The organism is Roseofilum reptotaenium CS-1145, assembly GCF_028330985.1.
Lineage (GTDB): Bacteria > Cyanobacteriota > Cyanobacteriia > Cyanobacteriales > Desertifilaceae > Roseofilum > Roseofilum reptotaenium.
Genome location: NZ_JAQMUE010000052.1, coordinates 13,190 through 33,012, shown reverse-complemented (window position 1 = coordinate 33,012; position 19,823 = coordinate 13,190). Strand labels below are relative to the sequence as shown.

The 19,823-nt window shown below is 45.8% G+C and carries 20 protein-coding genes and 1 pseudogene; 9 read left to right on the top strand and 12 right to left on the bottom strand.

Annotation, left to right across the window (positions count from 1 at the left end):
* Nucleotides 1–21: 21 nt before the first annotated feature.
* The 6 genes from proC to PN466_RS08610 all read right to left on the bottom strand — a co-directional run bounded on the left by proC (nt 22) and on the right by PN466_RS08610 (nt 4,131).
* A complete protein-coding gene (gene proC, locus PN466_RS08635) occupies nt 22–819 on the bottom strand; it encodes a pyrroline-5-carboxylate reductase (RefSeq protein ID WP_390889983.1) in 798 nt (265 codons plus the stop codon).
* A 130-nt stretch (nt 820–949) separates the two neighbouring features.
* Entirely contained in the window at nt 950–1,540 is a 591-nt protein-coding gene (locus tag PN466_RS08630; RefSeq protein WP_271938718.1) for a cell division protein SepF, read from the bottom strand.
* A 40-nt stretch (nt 1,541–1,580) separates the two neighbouring features.
* Entirely contained in the window at nt 1,581–1,727 is a 147-nt protein-coding gene (locus tag PN466_RS08625; protein ID WP_271938717.1) for a hypothetical protein, read from the bottom strand.
* A gap of 177 nt (nt 1,728–1,904) precedes the next feature.
* On the bottom strand, nt 1,905–2,585 hold the full coding sequence (locus PN466_RS08620) for a YggS family pyridoxal phosphate-dependent enzyme (RefSeq protein ID WP_271938716.1): 681 nt from the start codon (nt 2,583–2,585) through the stop codon (nt 1,905–1,907).
* Nucleotides 2,582–2,851 (bottom strand): transcriptional coactivator PipX, encoded by a 270-nt coding sequence (pipX, locus tag PN466_RS08615; protein ID WP_271938714.1) that lies wholly within the window; start codon nt 2,849–2,851, stop codon nt 2,582–2,584. Before pipX ends, PN466_RS08620 begins: the two co-directional genes overlap by 4 nt.
* A gap of 389 nt (nt 2,852–3,240) precedes the next feature.
* Nucleotides 3,241–4,131: an energy-coupling factor transporter transmembrane component T family protein gene (locus PN466_RS08610; protein WP_271938712.1), complete on the bottom strand. Its 891-nt coding sequence runs from the start codon at nt 4,129–4,131 to the stop codon at nt 3,241–3,243.
* A gap of 332 nt (nt 4,132–4,463) precedes the next feature.
* On the opposite strand from PN466_RS08610, the gene PN466_RS08605 reads away from it, so the two are divergent.
* The 6 genes and pseudogenes from PN466_RS08605 (at nt 4,464) to PN466_RS08580 (ending at nt 6,240) form a co-directional block, all read left to right on the top strand.
* On the top strand, nt 4,464–4,751 hold the full coding sequence (locus PN466_RS08605; RefSeq protein WP_271938711.1) for a hypothetical protein: 288 nt from the start codon (nt 4,464–4,466) through the stop codon (nt 4,749–4,751).
* Nucleotides 4,748–4,975 (top strand): annotated as a pseudogene (locus PN466_RS08600) (Uma2 family endonuclease); the annotation flags it as partial. The gene PN466_RS08605 and the pseudogene PN466_RS08600, both read left to right, overlap by 4 nt.
* Before the next feature lie 222 nt (nt 4,976–5,197).
* Nucleotides 5,198–5,524, top strand: a complete 327-nt coding sequence (locus PN466_RS08595) for a DUF6883 domain-containing protein (protein WP_271938709.1) — start codon at nt 5,198–5,200, stop codon at nt 5,522–5,524.
* 4 nt (nt 5,525–5,528) lie between these two features.
* Complete coding sequence (locus PN466_RS08590; RefSeq protein WP_271938707.1) at nt 5,529–5,777, top strand: DUF4926 domain-containing protein; 249 nt, start codon at nt 5,529–5,531, stop codon at nt 5,775–5,777.
* A complete protein-coding gene (locus PN466_RS08585) occupies nt 5,774–5,983 on the top strand; it encodes a hypothetical protein (protein WP_271938705.1) in 210 nt (69 codons plus the stop codon). The genes PN466_RS08590 and PN466_RS08585 overlap by 4 nt, the downstream gene beginning before the upstream one ends.
* Nucleotides 5,944–6,240 carry a hypothetical protein gene (locus tag PN466_RS08580; RefSeq protein ID WP_271938703.1) on the top strand — a complete coding sequence of 99 codons (297 nt, stop codon included), beginning with the start codon at nt 5,944–5,946 and terminating at the stop codon, nt 6,238–6,240. The genes PN466_RS08585 and PN466_RS08580 overlap by 40 nt, the downstream gene beginning before the upstream one ends.
* A gap of 91 nt (nt 6,241–6,331) precedes the next feature.
* On the opposite strand, the gene der is transcribed toward PN466_RS08580, so the two are convergent.
* The 3 genes from der to PN466_RS08565 all read right to left on the bottom strand — a co-directional run bounded on the left by der (nt 6,332) and on the right by PN466_RS08565 (nt 8,546).
* A complete protein-coding gene (gene der / locus PN466_RS08575) occupies nt 6,332–7,693 on the bottom strand; it encodes a ribosome biogenesis GTPase Der (protein WP_271938700.1) in 1,362 nt (453 codons plus the stop codon).
* A 107-nt stretch (nt 7,694–7,800) separates the two neighbouring features.
* Nucleotides 7,801–8,145, bottom strand: a complete 345-nt coding sequence (locus PN466_RS08570; RefSeq protein WP_271938698.1) for an element excision factor XisI family protein — start codon at nt 8,143–8,145, stop codon at nt 7,801–7,803.
* Complete coding sequence (locus tag PN466_RS08565; RefSeq protein ID WP_271938696.1) at nt 8,133–8,546, bottom strand: element excision factor XisH family protein; 414 nt, start codon at nt 8,544–8,546, stop codon at nt 8,133–8,135. Before PN466_RS08565 ends, PN466_RS08570 begins: the two co-directional genes overlap by 13 nt.
* A 48-nt stretch (nt 8,547–8,594) precedes the next feature.
* On the opposite strand from PN466_RS08565, the gene PN466_RS08560 reads away from it, so the two are divergent.
* Together PN466_RS08560 and phnD are read left to right on the top strand one after the other, a co-directional pair.
* On the top strand, nt 8,595–9,812 hold the full coding sequence (locus tag PN466_RS08560) for a NupC/NupG family nucleoside CNT transporter (protein ID WP_271938693.1): 1,218 nt from the start codon (nt 8,595–8,597) through the stop codon (nt 9,810–9,812).
* Between the two features lie 464 nt (nt 9,813–10,276).
* Complete coding sequence (gene phnD, locus PN466_RS08555; RefSeq protein ID WP_271938692.1) at nt 10,277–11,314, top strand: phosphate/phosphite/phosphonate ABC transporter substrate-binding protein; 1,038 nt, start codon at nt 10,277–10,279, stop codon at nt 11,312–11,314.
* A 59-nt stretch (nt 11,315–11,373) separates the two neighbouring features.
* Here phnD and PN466_RS08550 read toward each other — a convergent pair whose 3' ends face one another.
* Together PN466_RS08550 and PN466_RS08545 are read right to left on the bottom strand one after the other, a co-directional pair.
* Nucleotides 11,374–14,928: a Calx-beta domain-containing protein gene (locus PN466_RS08550; protein WP_271938690.1), complete on the bottom strand. Its 3,555-nt coding sequence runs from the start codon at nt 14,926–14,928 to the stop codon at nt 11,374–11,376.
* A gap of 218 nt (nt 14,929–15,146) precedes the next feature.
* Nucleotides 15,147–16,256 (bottom strand): TIGR03032 family protein, encoded by a 1,110-nt coding sequence (locus PN466_RS08545; RefSeq protein WP_271938688.1) that lies wholly within the window; start codon nt 16,254–16,256, stop codon nt 15,147–15,149.
* Between the two features lie 104 nt (nt 16,257–16,360).
* Between PN466_RS08545 and PN466_RS08540 the strand changes: the two genes are divergently transcribed.
* Nucleotides 16,361–17,935 carry a B12-binding domain-containing radical SAM protein gene (locus PN466_RS08540; RefSeq protein WP_271938685.1) on the top strand — a complete coding sequence of 525 codons (1,575 nt, stop codon included), beginning with the start codon at nt 16,361–16,363 and terminating at the stop codon, nt 17,933–17,935.
* Between the two features lie 380 nt (nt 17,936–18,315).
* Here the strand turns inward: PN466_RS08540 and PN466_RS08535 are convergent, their stop codons facing one another.
* Nucleotides 18,316–19,788, bottom strand: coding sequence for a carotenoid oxygenase family protein (locus PN466_RS08535; RefSeq protein WP_271938683.1), 1,473 nt, complete (start codon nt 19,786–19,788; stop codon nt 18,316–18,318).
* Nucleotides 19,789–19,823: the final 35 nt, after the last annotated feature.

Here is a 19,823-nt window from a genome sequence, read left to right as displayed (position 1 = left end):
TCTCCATCTCCCCATCTCCCTCTATCGTCCCAGATCTTGGGAACGCTCATAGGACGCTAAAACGGCCTCCATTAAAGCCGATCGCAGGCCGCCTAACTCCAGTTGCCGGACTCCGGCGATCGTGGTTCCTCCAGGACTGGTCACCCGATCCTTAAGTTCTCCGGGATGTAAATTGGTTTCTTGGAGCATCCGTGCTGTCCCGAAAACCGTTTGTACAGCTAGTTTCGTCGCGATCGCCCTTGGCAGTCCGGCGGCTACTCCACCATCTGATAACGCCTCAATAGTCAAGGCTACAAAGGCGGGCCCGGAACCCGAAAGTCCAGTTACTGCATCCATCAAGGTTTCCGGCACTTCTACCACTTCCCCCACGGCTGATAATAGGATTTTGGTCTGCTCTAACTGAGCGGGGGTGATGTGGGAACCCGAGGCGATCGCACTCATCCCCGCGCCCACCGTGGCCGGAGCATTGGGCATAACACGAATAACACCCGTATCCAGAAACGCCGCTTCCAGGCGACTTATGGGAACTCCAGCCAAAATAGAAACCAACAACGGCATTTTTACCCCGGACAACTCCGTAGCGATTTTGTCAAACACTTGGGGTTTAATGGCTAACAGCACCATCTCCGTTGCTTCTGTCACCGCCCGATTATTATCCGTCACCTGCACTCCATAACGCTCTACTAACTCCTGACGGCGATCGGATCTCGGTTCACTCACCAGTACCTGACTTCCTAAATAAATCTTCTCCGCTAAAATACGGGATAAAATAGCCTCCGCCATTACCCCGCCCCCAATAATACCCAGTTGCACCATAATTCCTAATTTATCTATTGTCCATTATTTTTATCAACGGAGTGGGGAGTCGGCAGTCGGCAGTCGGCAGTCGGAAAAACCCGTTTTGTCTCTTGCCTTTTGCCTCTTGCCGCTTGCCTCTTGCCTCTTACTCCTAAGCCATTTGAGCTGGGTTATCCGTCCAATTCGGAGAAGGCGATGATGCGGTCGGACGAACGGGACGGACTTGAGACTGGGGGTTGTTTTGCATCCCAGCAATTTGCGTTTTTACACTCACACAGCTTGGTGTGAATAAGAAAATGCTCTCACCAATTCGTTCTTGGTGACCATCGATCGCATAGGTTCCACCCGCCACAAAATCCACCGCACGTTGGGCCTGATCCGGGTCCATCATCGTTAAATTCAAGACCACTGATTTTCTTTCCCGCAAAGCTTGGATCGCTTGAGGCATTTCTTCAAATGAGCGGGGTTCCATAACCACCACTTCGGACATAGAATTGGCTGCTCCAGGCATCCCAATCACATTATTCATCGGTGCTGCTCCTGGTATTTGTGGATCGATGCCCATTTCTGGGCGTTCCCGCAACCGTCTTCTCGGTTGAGGTACTTCCTCGACTTCGGGTTGGGGATTGTCTTCTTTATAGATGTTCTGATACTCTTGAGCATCTAACTCATCATCATACCCGTAATCATATACAGGCTCATTCAGACCTACAAAGTCTCTGAGTTTGGAAAATAAATTCATGGTTAATAGAACCTCCTTAGCCTGGTACTGAGATCTTCAATTACCCACCATGCAGTCTAGCAAGAAAGCTTCCATTTTCTTGCATCAATTGCAAATTGATGGATCTAGTCTGCTTCTTTCCACAGAATTGGGCGACTTTTCCACAGCCAGCGATCGCTCCAACGTTACCCCCTAGAGTCTTAGTCACTCTAAACTTCCTTGTATCCACAGTCTGAGCAAAGATCGAGTATTCGGAGGTTAGAGCGGTTTCCATGAAGGTGAGGGAATACTGACAATGGGTTGAATGGGGGCGACTTTTAAGGGGAAAACGGTTTTCCTAATGACCAATGACCGATTACCGCGCGGAGCGCTATATTGAGATTTTCTAGGGATTTCGTTGCCCAAAGAGGGTCGTTCCCAGACGGATTAGGGTTGCTCCTGCTTGGATCGCCAGAGGATAATCTGCTGACATGCCCATGGATAGGTGGTGCATTTGAAGATTCGACCAATCTTGCTGCTTAATTTTATCAGCTAATTCTGCGGTTTGTTGGAAAACTTCATAAGTCTGTTCTGAATTGAGTCCCAAGGGAGGAATACACATTAGTCCTTGAATATCCAAGCGATCGCACCGATCAAGAACTGGCAAGTCGTTGAGCAGTTCTGGGACACTCCAACCAAATTTTTGCGGATCGGGGACAATTTTCACTTGCAGACAAATTTTCGGTTTCGTCTCTAAGTTCTCGGCTAACTCGTTAAGCTGTTGGGCGAGTTTTAGGGAATCTACCGAATGAATCCAGGGAAAGTTAGCGATCGCCTTTTTCGCCTTGTTACTTTGTAAATGGCCAATCAAGTGCCACGTAATATCTGTTAAATCCTTCAGTTCTTCCTGTTTCTGAAGACTTTCTGGGATGCGACTTTCACCAAAATCACGGATTCCTGCTCTGTACGCTTCCCGAATTCGTTCACTCCCAACCGTTTTGCTCACCGCAATTAGACGCACCCGATCCGGAAGAGTTGAGCGAATTTGATCGATCCGATTCGCCATGGAGTTCTGTAAATCAGTCATTGGAATGTTCGCTTATGAACCACCATTAACTCATCATAAAGGGAAAGTTTACCTTCCCGCCGCAGTGATCGCAGACGATTCTCTAACACGATCCGAGCTTCTCCTCGCGTTACCGACTCAAATTTGAGTCCCTCTGGACTGGCGATCACGATAAAAAATAATCGTTGGGCATACAGGGTGGTAAAGAGTTCTTTACGATCCTCTATTACACAAACCCTAAACAACAAACCAAATGTAGGATGACTCAGATAAATTTCGCCAGACATTCACATTAACACTGGGATAAAAAATTTGGGGATAACTGCTCAAACCGTTCGCCTTGAACAAAAGAATAGCAATTTTCAACTACTTTACCAGAAAATTGGGTTTAAAGCCCCGTCCTTTGAGGACGGCTTTTTGATAGAATAGTGGAAACAGGCAGGGCATTGTCTGTTGGGCTAGATAGTGTAAGACGGGCTATGCCTGCATCTGTTGCTTGAATCCAGAATCCCCTCGCCTTTAGGCACGGGAGTATGTCAATCTACCAAAAGATGGTCACTTATAGCGCTTTGCTTCCTTTATGAGGCAGGACTTACGCATTCGGGCTATATCTGTAGAGGGGATTCATGAATCCCCCCTATACCCACCCTAACTGCTACTCCCCACTCCCCATGCTTTAGCCCATTTGTCCCCAGACTAGACGAGCTACCCATAACCCTACCAAACTGATTAGGGCAACTCCATCCCAGATATGCCATTGGAACTGATACCATTCTACTTTATGCTCATTGGGTTGGGTAAAGCCTCGCACTTCCATCGCGCTGGCAATTTGAGCTGCTCTGAGCAGCAGGTTTTCTAGCAATCGTTCTACCACCATTAACCAGACTTGCGAAGATCGCTTTAATCCCAATTTCTTCCAATTAATGGCGCGAGTATTAATAGAGCGGATTAAATTTTGCACTTCTTCCAGGACTAAGGCGATAAACCGCAGGGAAAGCGTCAGGGTTAGAGTGATTTCCGTTACCGGAACTCCCCAGCGTTTAAGGGGAGACATCCAGGTTTCCAGGGCAGCCGTCACCTCTTCTGGCGCGGTAGTGAGCAGAAAAAGACCCGTACTATAAATAACGGTAAAGATTAATGTTCCTAAGCGTAATCCCAGATCGAGAGATAAACGGGTGATGATTAACTGGCTAAATCCCAGATTAAGGGTAAGCAGAGTATAGCGATAGGAGGTCGGTTGTGCGAAAGAGTCCTCAATAGCAGGTAACCGGGGTTGATGGACAACGGTTAATCCATCAGGCGCAACAATGGTAATTAAGACGATCAGAGTCCCCAGCATCAGTAACCATCCCAGTTGTTGCTTCAGTACGCGCAGGGGAATCGAGGTCGTGAGGGTAATGGCAATCAGAAAACCCACCAGAATGAGACGAAAGGGGGTACTTGCAAGGACTGGGATCGCCAAAAAACTCAACAACCAGATCAGTTTAATCCTGGGATCGAGGCGATGGAGCCAAGTCGTGGGGTTTTCGAGATAGAGACCAATAGGGAGCGATCGCAGTAAATCCATGTTGGCATACAGTGATGAATAGCGAGTAGGATGCGTTGATAGCTTATCCTACTATGGTTTGATCGATTGCCTCAGTAAGTCTTCAGTAAGTCTTCAGTCGCCGATCGTCGCAGACTGCCAATTTTACCATTCGCGATCGCCATCGATAAAGAAACCGGGTTTCTCCCTACCTTGAGAACCTGAACCAAGATCCTGATAGAAACCCAGTTTCTAATTCCACGCGATCGCTATTACTCCTCATTCTACTGGTAATAGAACCTTGATATCTTGGCCATTTTGGGCAATGTCAAGCAGATAGAAGCGATCGCGATTCATAAATTACCTGATAATGGTTGAGAATTTCTCGACGACCAAGCCAATTGCGATCGCCTTCAACTGCTTTTCAGAGATTAACGGCCAACCGTACCTTGCCAACTCTGCGATATCTTTTTAGGGTAGCGATCGCCAAAGAAGCCTACAAGTGGTGTACAATAAACCTAAAAAACATGAATCTAGAACTATATCAAGAAATGGCTTTAATCCAAGACATTCCAGAATATGAAATGTATCAAGGAGATATTGCCACCCCGATCGATTTTATTCCCCACTCTACCCTTCCTAACGATAGGGGAACACTATGACTATTACTCTTCTACAAGTCAAGAATTTATCTAAATTTCTCAAGTGCCCGGAAACTAAACCTGCGAGCGAATATATCAATGGAGAGATTATCCAAAAACCGATGCCAAAAGGGAAACATAGTCGATTACAACTGAGGTTGTGCAACGCAATTAATGAACAAGCAGAACCGGACAAAATTGCTTATGCTTTTCCTGAATTGCGGTGTTCGTTTAGAGATCGCTCTCCCGAATGGCTCACAGGTAGCGATCGCCCCCAAACCCTAGCCGGACTTGAGTTAGACTTAACCATAGAGCAGATTTTCGGCTGGTTGAAACTCAATTAAAAAGGCGATCGCAGCCCTCACCCCCAACCCGCTCTCACGGGAGAGGGGGCTAACAAAGTATAGCGATCGCCACCAACAAGAAACCGGGTTTGTGCCTACCTTGAGAACCTGAACCAAAGAGCGATGAAGATACCAGAAGATGCAATCATTCCCGATCCTAAATTAACCCAATATCTCTTGATCTTGAAACAGAGAAATGACAAATCCAAGTATTTAGCCCAAGGAGGATTTTACTTAGAAAACTGGCAAGATTTAAAAACTGCCATTCAAAACTTCATTAAAGAAAATGAAGCCAAGGAAGATATTACCGATGAATACGGTACATATTATAAAGTTATCGGTGAACTAGAAGGAGTAAATTATTGTAAATTACTGGTGGTTACCATTTGGCTAAAACGAGCCATTGATAGTCAATTTTATTTTGTCACTCTAAAACCTTATCGAGAATAAAGCCATGAATCTAGAACTCTATCAAGAAATTGCCTTAATCCAAGACGTTCCCAAATATGAAATGTATCAAGGAGATATCGCCACCCTGATCGATTTTATTCCCCACCCCGACGGCGGAGAAACCGGTTGTATCCTGGAAGTTTTCAACGCAGTGGGTGAATCGATCAAAGTGATCACAGTTCCCATCTCTGCGATAAAATCCTTAACCAGAAACGATATTTTAACCACTCGTTCACTACTCACAGCATCATGATTCAGTATAGCGATCGCCCCAACTCTAGGGTAGACAAGGCGATCGCCCTCAACAAAGAAACCGAGTTTCTCCCTACCTTGAGAACATTAGCCAAGATCCTGATAGAAACCCGGTTTCTGGCTCCACGCGATCGCTCTTATCTGCTTGATGGATTAGCCATGGAAAAGTGCAACACCAAAGCCATGTACCACAACCCTATTCCCTAATTCCCTATTCCCTCACCTTCTGCAAGAAGTCTATTGAAACCCCAACCTCCCCCGCTCAAGCCGTCGTCACTGAAGTCAGAGAAAATATGGCGCAAGTCTGGTTAGGAGGCGTTGATTTACGGAAAGTGAATCCATCCATGGTATTGACTGGTATTGATGGCAAAGGAAAAGTAAGGGTAAGATCTCGTAATGGCTTAGTCGCTCAAACCAATATTGAGGAAGAGGTACAAGAAGGGGCACTCTTGGAGGTTCGATGAACAATAGACCTCTTGCATAAATGGGCAGCAAATGAACAGGAATGCATTAATCCTGTATTCTTATCCCTATTCCCTAGCGCACAACGCTATCTTAAACTCGGATGGCTCGGTTGGCTCCTGTTGCTTCCAACTCACGGGCTTTTTTGCCTCGCCAAAAGAGACGAATGGGTGTACCGGTAAATCCCAGTTGTTTGCGAATTTGCCCTTCTATATAGCGACGGTAGTTTTCTCCCAACCGTTTGGGATCGTTGACAAAAATACTAAAGCTTGGCGGTTGGCTACTGACTTGCGTGCCATAGTAAATTTTGCCCTGTTTCCCTTGCCGGTTGGTGGGGGGAGTGTGCCAACTGATGGCTTCTTGCAGGACTTCATTAACAACAGAAGTGGAAACACGGCGTTTATGTTCGCTGACGGCATTATCGACTAACTTCAGAATTTTGGGAACCCGTTGTCCCGTCAGAGCGCTGACGAAAATCATTTCTGACCAGTCAATGAAGTAGAGGCGATCGCGCACCTGTTGTTCGTAGTGCAAAATGGTATAGCTGTCTTTTTCCACCTGATCCCATTTGTTCACCACAATCACACAAGCGCGGCCATCTTCAGTAATGCGGTTCGCCAATTTTTGGTCTTGTTCGGTAACGCCATCGATCGCATCAATGACCAGCAATACCACATCAGAGCGGCGAATGGCTTTAAAAGCACGATTGATCCCGAAAAATTCAGGCCCGTATTCCACATTTTTCTTCTTGCGAATGCCAGCAGTATCAATCAAGCGGTAGGTTTTGCTCTCATGTTCGACTACGGTATCAATAGCATCCCTAGTGGTTCCGGAAATGGGGCTAACAATCGCCCGTTTTTCCCCTAAAAAGGCATTGAGTAAACTCGATTTACCCACATTGGGACGACCAACAATGGCGATTTTGGTTTCTGTGGATTCTTCCCAGTTTTCCATCACCGGTAAGTGAGGCAGTAAAGCATCCAGAAGATCCCCCGTTCCATTGCCGTGAATGGCGGAAATAGCATAGGGTTCGCCTAGTCCTAATTCCCAAAATTGGGCGGCTTGAATCAGTCCCTGATCTGGAGATTCACATTTATTCACCGCTAAAATAACGGGGATCGATTGTTGATGCAACCATTGGGCAATTTCCAGATCTCCAGGGGTAGGCCCAGTTTGACCATCGACGAGGAAAATGGCGGCGCTAGATTCAGCTAAAGCTAATAGAGCTTGTTCGCGAATTAGGGGCAAGAATTCGGTATCGTCATGGAAGAGTAGTCCCCCGGTATCGACGACTTGAAAATCGCGATCGCGCCAATAGCAGTAACGATAGGTGCGATCGCGGGTAATTCCCGGTTCATCAAACACAATCGATTCTTGTCTTTTGGCTAACCGATTAACCAAGGTAGATTTGCCGACATTGGGACGGCCGATAATGGCAACGATAGGCAGTTTCATAGGTGCAGTATTTAGGAGTTAGAAATATGTTTAGAGATTTAAGCCAAGCATTCTATTATATATCATTTAGATCGAAGTCAATTGAAAATTGCCCCCATGACGGATACTTACACCCCCCGCAGGTCGTTGGGAATAGCGATCGCCTCTCTGGTTGGAGGAGAGCAAAAGGCAGGAACCAGGACTTCTTCAGGAATTCCTTGCTCAACTAAATCTTCAGCAAAGTATTCTACATTATTCTGTTCGAGATGAACTAACCCATCAATGATACGTAGGTGAGCCAGAATACCGTGAATGCGGCGATCTCCATTCCAACCCACACTCATCAGCAGATAGTTGTCCGTTTCTTCGTCGCAAATAGCGATGGTTTCGTCAATATCCCTTGATTTCGACCATTCCAGATGTTCGGCTAAAACGGTACGAATAATATGACGATAGTTCTCTAGTCGATCCATTGCTCGATCTCCTCCAAATCTGGATTAAATACAATGAGACGAATCTTTTCATCTTCAATTAGATTCTGGATAATGGTCTTCTGAAAGAGTTGTTGATAGATGGTTGAGCTAATAGCCAGATAAGGCTGGCGGGTAGATCTACTTCTTTGTAAAATAGAACGATACAAAACATATTGTCCAATTGCTTTTTCCAGTTCTGAAATCTGCCCAATATTGCCAAAGACTTTAATTTCAACAGCAAGATTAATGGACTGGCGATCGCTTGCTCGTTTTTCAGCGCCGAGGTCGGGATAAACTCGGTGTTCAAGATCCCCTAGAATAAGCGGATCGTGAGTAATTGTCCTGCCCTCTTTGATTAGAGCATTTCTGACAATATCATGATAGCGATCGCGACGGGGCATAGTAACTAGCGTTTAATATTTACTATAAAGTAAATAGGCTCTTCAGTAATGGAACGTGTTATTTCTGTATTGGGACTCGGTTTTTTTGTCGCCTTTGCCTATGGCATCTCGGTTAACCGTCCGGCAGTGCGCTGGCGAGTCGTAGCTATGGGATTGGGTTTACAGTTTGTTTTAGCGGTGCTGATTCTAAAGGTTCCGTTCGGCTTGGCTCTGTTCCGCTTTTTAGGCGATCGCATCCAGACGTTTTTAGAATTTTCGGATGTGGGGTCTGAGTTTGTGTTTTCGTCCCAGTTGGTGAACAATGAGGTATATATTTTTGCCTTTCGGGTGTTGCCGACGGTAATTTTCTTTTCGGCCTTTATTAGTGTGCTTTACTACTATGGAATTTTACCGCGCATGGTACAGGCGATCGCTCGGTTCATGCAATATACCCTGAAAACTTCGGGATCGGAAACGTTGAGCGCAGCCGCCAATATTTTTGTCGGTTCGACAGAAGCGCCTTTGCTGATTAAACCCTATGTCTCGACAACTACGATGTCTGAACTTCATGCGATTATGACGAGTGGGTTTGCGACGGTGGCAGGAGGGGTTTTAGTCGCTTATATTTCCTTTGGCATTGCTCCGGAGCATCTGATTACTGCATCGGTGATGTCTGCTCCCGCAGCGTTGGCGATCTCGAAGCTGATGTATCCAGAAACCGAAAGTTCTCCCACAATGGGAACGGTATCTATCCAGGTGGAACAAACCTCGGTCAATGCCATTGATGCTCTTTCTACAGGCGCTTCTGAGGGAATGAAGTTAGCCCTAAATATTGCGGCGATGCTGATCGCGTTTTTGGGTATCCTGGCGTTTATCAATGCTGTATTGGCTTGGATGGGCGGATTTATCGGTTTACCGACGTTATCCTTAGAAGGGATTTTTGGCGTAATCTTTGCGCCTGTGGCTTGGTTGATGGGGGTTCCTTGGGCAGATTGTTTAGTGGTGGGGGAGCTATTGGGAAAGAAGACGATCCTGACTGAGTTTATCGCTTATGTAGATTTGAGTGAGTTGATTGCGAATCAACAAATTTCCGATCGCACTGCGGCGATCGCCACATATGCTCTCTGCGGCTTTTCTAATCTGGGGGCGATCGGCATTCAGTTGGGAGGCATTGGGGCGATCGCTCCCTCTCGGCAATCCGATCTCGCTCAGTTGGGTTTGCGAGCTATGATTGGCGGATTTCTCGCCTGTTGTATGACTGCTTGTATTGCTGGAGTTTTACTCTAATCGTTATTTGTTCTTTAAAATGGGCGAAGGTCTAACCGGAGGCGGCTAGACCTAAACTAAGTATTCTTGAGAAACTCTAATTTTCAGGGTTTTGCGAGTTAAGAAAATGGACAAGTACAATTAACTTACTAAGGTTTTCATACTTCACAGTCACACCTTTCGGGCTTTCCCATAACCCTGTCTTTCCGGACTTCAGGTTTGGCTTAACCGCTGACTGTGCAGGGGGTTTGCCACTAGGGTGAAGGGCTATGTTCAACTGTGACTGGACTCTAGAGGACAGACACCAATTCTAGAACCCAAATTTAATGCTTTAATTGCTTGCTTTGGTGTCTATATTGTTTACAATAGCATAGTTTTTTCAGAGTTCCAGCATTGTTTACACAAATTTAGGACTCTTTACAGAGTGCAATATTCATCAACAAGAGATTAAGTATAATGGCTGATTTTTCCAGGATGTTTTAACCATGAACTCAACTCAAAGAATAGGAATTAACCCAGTTTCCCTACTGCTCATCGGTGGCGCACTTCTGCTCAATTTGACAGGATGCGGCTCATCTCAAGGGACTCCAGAAGAGACGGCACAAACCACTCAAGAAGAATGCGATCGCCCCAAACAGATGGATGGGCAATATTGCGATCGCAATCAAGATCTAGTTGCCGATCCCCCAGACAACCCTGATGAATGGATTAATCCAGACACCCTCATCTTTGCCTATTTGCCGATTCCCAATCCAGACCAATACGAATCCGTTTGGACTGAATTTATGGCCCATCTATCGGAAATCACTGGCAAACCCGTCCAATTCCTCGCTCTAGAGTCAAAAGCCGATCAAATTCAAGCCTTAAAAGACGGTCAACTCCATATTGCCGGATTTAGCACTAGCACTGTCCCCATTGCCGTCAATCAAGCTGGCTTTACCCCCTTTGCCATGATGGCCGCTTCTGATGGCACATTTGGCTATGAAATGGAAATTATCACTCATATCTCCAGCCCTCTCGATAGCCTAGAAAACCTATCAGACCGCCAGTTAGCCTTTACGGATGCTAATTCCTATTCAGGATATATTTTACCCCGTGCCCTCCTAGAAGCCGGTTATAACCTCAAAGCTGATCGAGACTACAAAGCTGTATTTTCTGGATCTCAAGAAAAATCTATCGTCGGAGTACAAAACCAAACCTATGAAGCAGCCGCCATTGCCAATGATGTCCTGCAACTGATGTGCAATCGTCAGGAAGCCGACTGTAGTCAATTCCGCTCCCTTTACCAATCCCAAACCTTTCCCAATGCAGCTTATGGCTATGCCCACAATTTAGATCCAGAACTGGTGGGGGCGATCGACAATGCCTTTTTAACCTTTAACTGGTCAGGAACGGGCTTAGAGCGCGAATTTAGTGCTACAGGAGAAGAAAAATTTATCCCCATCGACTATCAAATTGATTGGAGTCAGATCCGTACTATCCAGGAGGCTCAAGGAGTCGATTACCAAGTGCCTTCCGACTAAATAGACTCAAGAGTAGGGGCTTGCATATTTATTTATCGCCCCTACAAAATCAATACATCTTAAACCACGCCAATATTAACCGGGACAAAGTCATTCACAGAGAAAGCTGTCGGTGGTGTATTGGCCACAATACCCAAAATTTGACCGGATGGATTGATCCGAATGACCGTATTGCCAGCCACATTTTGCACTAACAAATTCTGAGCTGTTAAACCACCGGTTAAACCAATACGATCCACCCCAATTTGAAAATCGACAATAAAATCAGCTTGTTGAATTTGATTAACGGCCGTACTGGTGCGCAAAACAAATATATCTGCACCGGAATCACCCGAAAGCACGTCTGCACCAAAATCCCCGCTCAGGGTATCATTTCCGTCGCCACCATTGACGGTATCATTATTCTGTCCACCATAGAGGAGATCATTGCCTAAGTCACCAAAGAGTTGATCTGCCCCTTGGTTCCCATAAACAATATCGTCATTCTGACCACCCCGAACAATATCATTGCCTTGACCACCATAGAGTAGGTCATTGCCTTGATTACCATTAATGCCATCATTGCCTTGATTGCCATTAATGCCATCATTTCCCGATCCACCAGAGATCATATCATTCCCTTGCAAACCAGAAACTTGGTCATTGCCAGCTCCTGCATTAATTACATCATTCCCTGCCGTACCAAAGATGTTGTTATTTCCTGAATCGCCAGGAGTAGGAGTGGGAGTGGGAGTTGGGGTGGGAGTGGTATCGTTATCAGCGATCGCCGCTGTCACACTGGCCAGAGTAATATTATTAAAACTCGCATCTGTGCTAGTGCTGGTATGACGAATCGTACTACTATGATTCCCTTCCACTGCCGTATCATCGACTGCTCTTAAAGTTGCTGTTTGTGGTGTATTCCAGTTTGCAGGAGTAAAGGTAAACGTCGTTGGATTGACCGTCGATTGATTATCGGGTGTTGCTGTAATGGTGACATTGGCAGACGGTTGTTGAGTTAAAACCAAGGTATAACTGTCCGTTGCCCCTCCTTCGGTTAAATTCGTGCTTCCTCCAGATTCTACAAAGCTCACTGAACCAGGAGAAGGAGATCCAGTGTCATTATCCGTAATGGTAGCGGTAACGGTTGGTACAGGGGAATTATTATAACCTGGATCGTTTGGAGCATTGACCGTATGGCTAATGGTACTACTGTGATTTCCCTCAGTCATATTATCATCGACTGCTGTAAGAGTAACGGTTTGGGCGATATTCCAACTGTTAGGAGTAAAGATAACCGTTGACGGTGCTGCTGTGGATTGATTATCTGGAGTAATACCAACAATAACATTACCAATCGGTTGGCGACTCAGACGTAGGGTATAAGTATCCGTATTGCCGCCTTCTGCGATCGCTGTACTTCCCCCAGTTTCCTCTACAATAACCCGTCCCACTTCCGCATTTGTCACGGAGACATCACTCGGATCGATACGGTTGTAGTTCGTATCCGTACTGGTAGCTGCTGCCAGCAGAACCTGATAAGACACATCACCATCGTCAATATTATCGGGAACTCCGGTAACGGTAACGGTTTGCGCGGTATCCCAATTGCTTGGTGTAAACACCAGGTTTTGGGGCGCAACCGTTCCTTCTGTGGTATCACTACTGCTAACCGGAATGGTCACATCTGCCGTTGGCTGGGTATTGAGCACGACTGAAAATTGGGCTGTGCCTCCGGCTTCCGTTGTCGTCAGTCCGGTGGTTGGATTAACCGTAATACCAACCGTGTCGTTATCTACATTAGTGGCAGTAACTTGGGAAGGAGAGAGGGTATTGTAATTTGTATCGCTACTGCTGGCACTGACGGCAATCGTATAATCAATATTACCATCAGCAATTTGATCGTTAACTCCAGTAAGAGTAACCGCTTGAGTGACATTCCAGTTTTGTGAAGTAAAGGTTAATGTGGCTGGAGAAACCGTCCCTTCACTGGTGTCATTACTGGTTAGATTAACGGTCACATCAGCGGTGGGTTGGGTATTGAGAGAGACATTGAAATTAGCCGTTCCCCCCGCTTCGGTGGTGGTTAATCCGGTTTGAGGTTCGAGCTTCAAACCGGGAATATCATCATCTAAGATCTCTAAAACTGTAGTACTCTGCGAACCAAGTTCGGCATTACTGAGGTTATCCAGGTTAAAATTAATGGTTTCTGTGGATTCCGTTTCTGAGTCTTGTTGAATGGTAACGGGAACGGTTTTGGTGGTTTCATTCCGATTAAAAGTGACAGTGAGGGGGAAGTTACTATTGTTATAATCTCCATTTGCTCCTCCAGTGGCTGTTCCTCCAGTAATATTAACCTGCACTTGGGAAGTAACATCTAAGTTGCCACTGCGGTTGAGGGTAATTTCGCCATTAACCAGAGTGCCATCTTCATTGACTTGATAGGTTGCTTCTGAGAATTCAATCAGGGTATTGGAGAGATAGCGTTGGGCGTAGATTCCTGTGGCATCGCCATCTTGGACTTCACTTTCCCAGGCGATCGCCAGTCGCCCATTATCAGACACTGCGATCGCGGGATTGTTCTGATCGTTGGTCGTCTCGGTATTGACTTGAAATTCCGCCCCTTGCGGTTGTCCTTGAGAATTATACTGCCGAGCGTAAACCCCGTCTCCATTGCCATCTTGCCCAGCACTTTCCCAGGTAATAAAAAAGCCACCACTATTCTCCATGGTGACTTCGGGCGATTTTTGCTGCCCCGTGGTAAAGGTATTAACCTGAAATTCCGCGCCTACTGCTGCACCATTACTATCGTAGCGTTGGGCATAAACCCCTTCCTGGCTTCCATCTTGACTGGCACTTTCCCATACAATGACAAATGCCCCATTATCATTCATGGATACTGAAGGACTACGCTGATCGTCAGCAGTAAAGGTATTAACTCTAAATTCTCCTCCCACAGCGCTGCCATTACTGTCATAGCGTTGGGCATAAATACCAGCACCGCTACCATCTTGCCCGTTACTTTGCCAAGTAATAATAAAATTGCCATTGGCATTCATGGCTACTGAAGGGAAAGCTTGAGAGCCATTGGTCGTAGTATTAACTCTGAATTCTGAACCGGCTACAGTTCCATCGCTATTGTAGCGTTGGGCATAAACACCACCTTCGCTCCCATCCTGGCCATTGCTTGTCCAAGACACGACAAAGCTACCATTGGCACTCATCCCCAAGCTAGGAGCAGACTGGTTATCATTGGTTGTGGTATTAACCTGAAATTCATTCCCTTGAGGGGAGCCAGCACTATTGTAGCGTTGGGCATAGATTCCGTAGCTACTGCCATCTTGTCCACCGCTCGTCCAGGCGATCGCAAAATCCCCATCGGAGTCAATCCCAATCGTTGGCTCATATTGAAAGTTATCCGTAAAGGTGTTCACTCTAAATTCGCCACCCTGAGCTACTCCCGCACTGTTGTAGCGTTGAGCATATACGCCAGATTGATCATCTCCTGGCTGGAAGTAGCTTGTCCAGGTCACGACGAAATCACCATCGCTGTCTATGGCGATCGTTGGAAGTTGTTGAACGCGTGCTGTTGTCGTATTAACTTGGAATTCTGAACCAACCGGATTAACAGCCATTAGTTTTCTCTCCTAGGGGAATATAAGGGTAAATGCAAGGATGATGAGGTAATCTATTTGGAGTCAATATTATCAATTGATTTCTCTTTTGGAGAACCTCACCACAGAGTTTAATCATTACAGGTGAGAGGATTTTGAGATTTTATCAAATGAGCATTTATCTCGCGTCAGCGATCGCTCACAGGATTGCCTCTTCCCCTAAAGTACCCAAACTTGCGCTATCGCGGATCGCTATACTCTCCCCTTTCCGAAGAAGGACGCAACCAATAGGCAAAGTCAGGAGCACTAAAGGCTTGGCGAGTCGCTGGTTTTTCCAAATTTAACAGGGTGGGTCGATTGACTCCAGTAAGAACTTGGATATCATACAATTCTTGAGCGCCACTGGAAAAGGTTAAGCGGCCCATCGATTTTCCAGTTTTCAAGTCAATGAGCGCTACACCACAGACTAAACTCGGAAATCGAGTTTGCAGGGGCAAACCACCAAAAATAGCGGTTTCTCGAATTTGCGATAAGGCGACTAATGCCGTGTTTTCCACAAAGGCTAAACCGCGACCAAAGCCCGGTAAAGCACACACGATATCATAAGTGTGGGTTTTGGGATCGATACGCCACAGTTCCCCAGTGCCAGAGTTGAGCGTCCACAAATAACCCTGATACCATCGTGGAGAATGGGGCATGGATAGACCCTCAAGGATGATTTCGTTGCTTTCTACGTCTAGAATAATGCCGCCTGTAGCTTTATGGGGTCGCCATCCTCCCACGGTATTACTTTTACCTAGAGCCGTGACATATTTGGGTTTTCCGTTAACCATGGCTAGGCCATTGAGGTGACATCGATCTTCGGGTGCAAGTTCAGTGATAAACGGGGGTTGCCATCGGGGAACAAAGCTAAATTCATGACTGAGGGTGGCTAGAGTGGAAAATCGGGTATTGACGATCCAAATTTCATCTTGGCCAAAACTGAGGTCATGGATATTTAGGTCTCCCGTCCAATAGCTAACGCGAGGTAGATAGAGGCTATCATAGCGACCGGGTTGATGCTCGAGGTAGTCGGTTGCCAGGGTGGGGGAGTTCGCACAGATAATCACTTGATGACGGGTGGCGATCGCCAAACGGTTACCAGATACAGCTAACCCCATGGGTTTATCAAACTGGCGTAATAATAAATTAATCTGCTGTCCATTCCATCCGATCGCCGCTACGCTACCGGCTTGATAGGTGCTTAAAATGAGACTATGATTAGCCTTGGAGAGCCATTCAATAAATCCTGGATCGGCATGACAGGCGATCCGATTTTGGGGAGAAGCCAGTTGGGGTTCAAGAGTCATAGCGCTGTTTGATCGGAGTTTCCAAGGGCGATCGGATGGAATCTTAATTTTCTTGTTATAACTAAGCTGTAGTCGTTATTTTTGGTGTGAGGGCAGCATACAGCGTGAAGGTCTTATTAATTTATCCCCTATTTCCACAAACCTTTTGGTCTTATGATACCCTCTTGGACTTAGTAGACCTCAAAGTGTTGTTTCCTCCATTAGGACTGATTACTGTAGCCAGTATTTTACCGCAAGAGTGGGAATTCAAATTATGCGATCGCAACGTGCGTCCCGTCACCGAAGCAGAATGGGAATGGGCCGATCTCGTGATCCTCTCCGCCATGATCGTTCAAAAACAAGACATCATTGACCAAATTCAAGAAGCCAAACAACGCGGAAAATTAGTAGCGGTTGGCGGTCCTTATCCGACCTCAGTACCGGGTGAACTGCAAGCTTCCGGAGCTGATTTTCTTGTCTTAGATGAAGGAGAAATCACCCTTCCTTTACTCGTCGAAGCCTTAGAAAGAGGCGAAACTAGCGGCATCTTTAGAGCCACCGAAAAACCCGATGTAACCATCACCCCCATTCCCCGATACGATCTACTCGAATTGGATGCCTATGACTCCATGTCTGTGCAATTTTCCCGTGGCTGTCCCTTTCAATGCGAATTCTGCGATATTATTACCCTCTATGGTCGCAAACCCCGCACCAAATCACCTCAGCAACTCTTAAAAGAACTCGACTATTTATATGAATTGGGTTGGCGCAGAGGCGTGTTTATGGTCGATGACAACTTCATTGGTAATAAACGCAATGTTAAATTACTGCTCAAAGAACTCAAAGTTTGGCAAGCAGAACATGACTATCCCTTCCGTTTTAACACCGAAGCCTCCGTTGATTTAGCGCAAGATACAGAATTAATGGATTTAATGTGCGAGTGTTATTTTGATGCGGTCTTTTTAGGCATCGAAACCCCTGATGAAGACAGTTTGACCTTAACTAAAAAATTTCAAAATACACGAGGCTCTCTATCAGAGGCTGTTGAGACAATTACTCGTCATGGTTTGCGCCCCATGGCAGGCTTTATTATTGGTTTCGATGGAGAGAAAAAAGGAGCCGCCGATCGCATTATTCGCTTTGTTGAACAAGCGGCGATTCCTACAGCCATGTTTGGCATGTTACAAGCCTTACCCACAACAGCGTTATGGGATCGGTTAGAAAAAGAAGGACGGCTCTTTTATGATGGGAAGCAGGATGTAAATCAACGGAATTTAATGAATTTTATTCCCACGCGTCCCATTGAAGAAATTGCCCAGGAATTTGTGGAAGCCTTTTGGAACTTATACGATCCTGAAGTGTTTTTAGATCGCACCTATCGCTGTTTCCTCAAATTAGGAGCGCCTAAAGCTACGCCTCCAGGAAAAGTTCCGAATTGGAAGGATGTGCGCGCTCTAAGTATTATTATTTGGCGACAAGGATTTCAACGGAAAACGCGTTGGAAATTCTGGCATCACTTATTTTCAATCCTGCGCCATAATCCTGCTGTTTTAGAGCATTACTTAATTGTTTGCGCCCATATAGAACACTTTATGGTTTATCGCACTATTGTCCGAGATGATATCGATCAGCAGTTACAAGAGTTTAAGAAAAAAGAGAGGCAACTTTCACAAATACCCTCTACACCACTGGGAATATAGCGCGAAGCTCTAGGCAATAGGAAATAGAAAATGTCCTAATACCATTTCTCTTTAAGATTGCCATTAATCGATCCTTGGGAGGCAAGGGGCTGGGGGCCCCTTGTTAAAGCGCATCATCATAGAGAAATGGGATAACTCTCCCGTTCTCTGCTATAAAAGATAGGGCTGTTTAATTTGCCTTTCTTTAATCCTTGGTTGTAAAGGGAGCAACAAGAGAGCGTGACTAAATCAAACTGAATTTAGAGTTGAGTCAATTAAAACTGAGACACTCTAAGAGAGTCTACAAGAACGGTATATGTAGGGGCAAAAGTTTTTTCGCCCCTACAAAAACATCTCACTGTTATTTGAATTGACTATGAGACGTGACTTATACCCCTGAATCAACTGATTCCGAGTTGTTGGTTGGGTATCCAACTTCCATGTAACCCATAGGGAATATGATGTTGTAGATGGAGTCGCGCGATTGGCTCTTGTTCTAGGTTTTCTGCATCTAAGATAATAATATCAGAGCGATGGTTTTGGCTTTGGTAAACAACGGAAATAATCCAACCTTTATCTTCAACATCCGATCCAGGTTGAGGAATAAAGATGGGTTCACTGACAAAACCATGGGGAGCTGCACTCCAAAATTGTGTTTCTCCGGACTGGTTATCCCGTTTGAGAACCCCTTGTAAAGGAGCGCTACCCCGATTTTGATGTGCGGCTCCTAGATAAACATAGCGATGGGATTGACCTACCCACTGGGGATGAATCTGGGGAAACTCACAACACCGAGATTCTAAGAGTTGGCGATCACCTCTTTTTTTGGTCAAGTCTAGTCGAAAACGCCATAATTGGCTAGGCGCAAGTCGATTAAAGTCTGTATACCGAAAATCACTGCCAGGCTCAACTTCTGGAAAGGATTCATAGCCGATTGAGTCTAGGATAATTTGGTTCTTTTCTTCAAAGGCATTGACGTGGTGAAACACAAACCCAGAGTCAATTTCTATCATTTTCATCCGTTGATTTCCTTGGCGTGGAATCACCCATGCCTTGGTTACATTATGGCGATCGAAGTCAATACATTCTCCAGGGCCAAGCAGTCCGAATAAGAAGGGAAAGGGATTAAAGGATACTGGATTTTGTAAAAATAGATAATATTGAGGCGTAATGGCGAAATCATGGATGAAGCAGAATCCAGGAATCTCGTGGGTACTTTGCCGTAGGGGTTGACCCTTAAGGTTGAATTCCCAGATGGTTAGTTGACTGTTTAAACCGGGTTGAATGGAGAAGTTGACTAAACAGGGGTTACTGCGATCGCCATACGGGTCGATTTTGGGATGGGCGGAAAAGGCTTGACCGGTTTTTAAAAGACCGTCAAGATCGTCTAATTCTAACGTCTCTAAGGTCTGGGGATCGAGACGGTGGGGTTGTCCTCCTTCCCAGAGAGCTAAAAGGCGATCCGCCCAATAAATAATATGGGTATTGGCTAAGTTTTTGAGCCGCAAGTCAAACAGGTTGGCGAACCATCCACCGGGTTTTTGGGTTCCGAAGACACCGCGATATAGGGGTTTACCGGCTTTTTGTTCTTCGATATATCCTTGGGTACGCACATAGCGATTACGATAATGTGCGCGCCCTCCCTTAAAGGCGATCGCATTCACCATACCGTCTCCATCAAAGGGATGGGCGATCGGATATCCACCAATATCTAATAATCCGGGGCCATTGCGTAGCAGGGTTCCTTCTAACTGTTGGGGGATCTCGCCTTCTATGTCTTCGATCCAATAGTCGTATTCATGGGGTTGAGATTGATAACCTTGGCTCCACTGTTGGCGATCGTAGGATAAAGGTGGGCTAGAATCGAGTCGCATAATCCGATTTGAGAGGAGAAATGATACAAAACTTT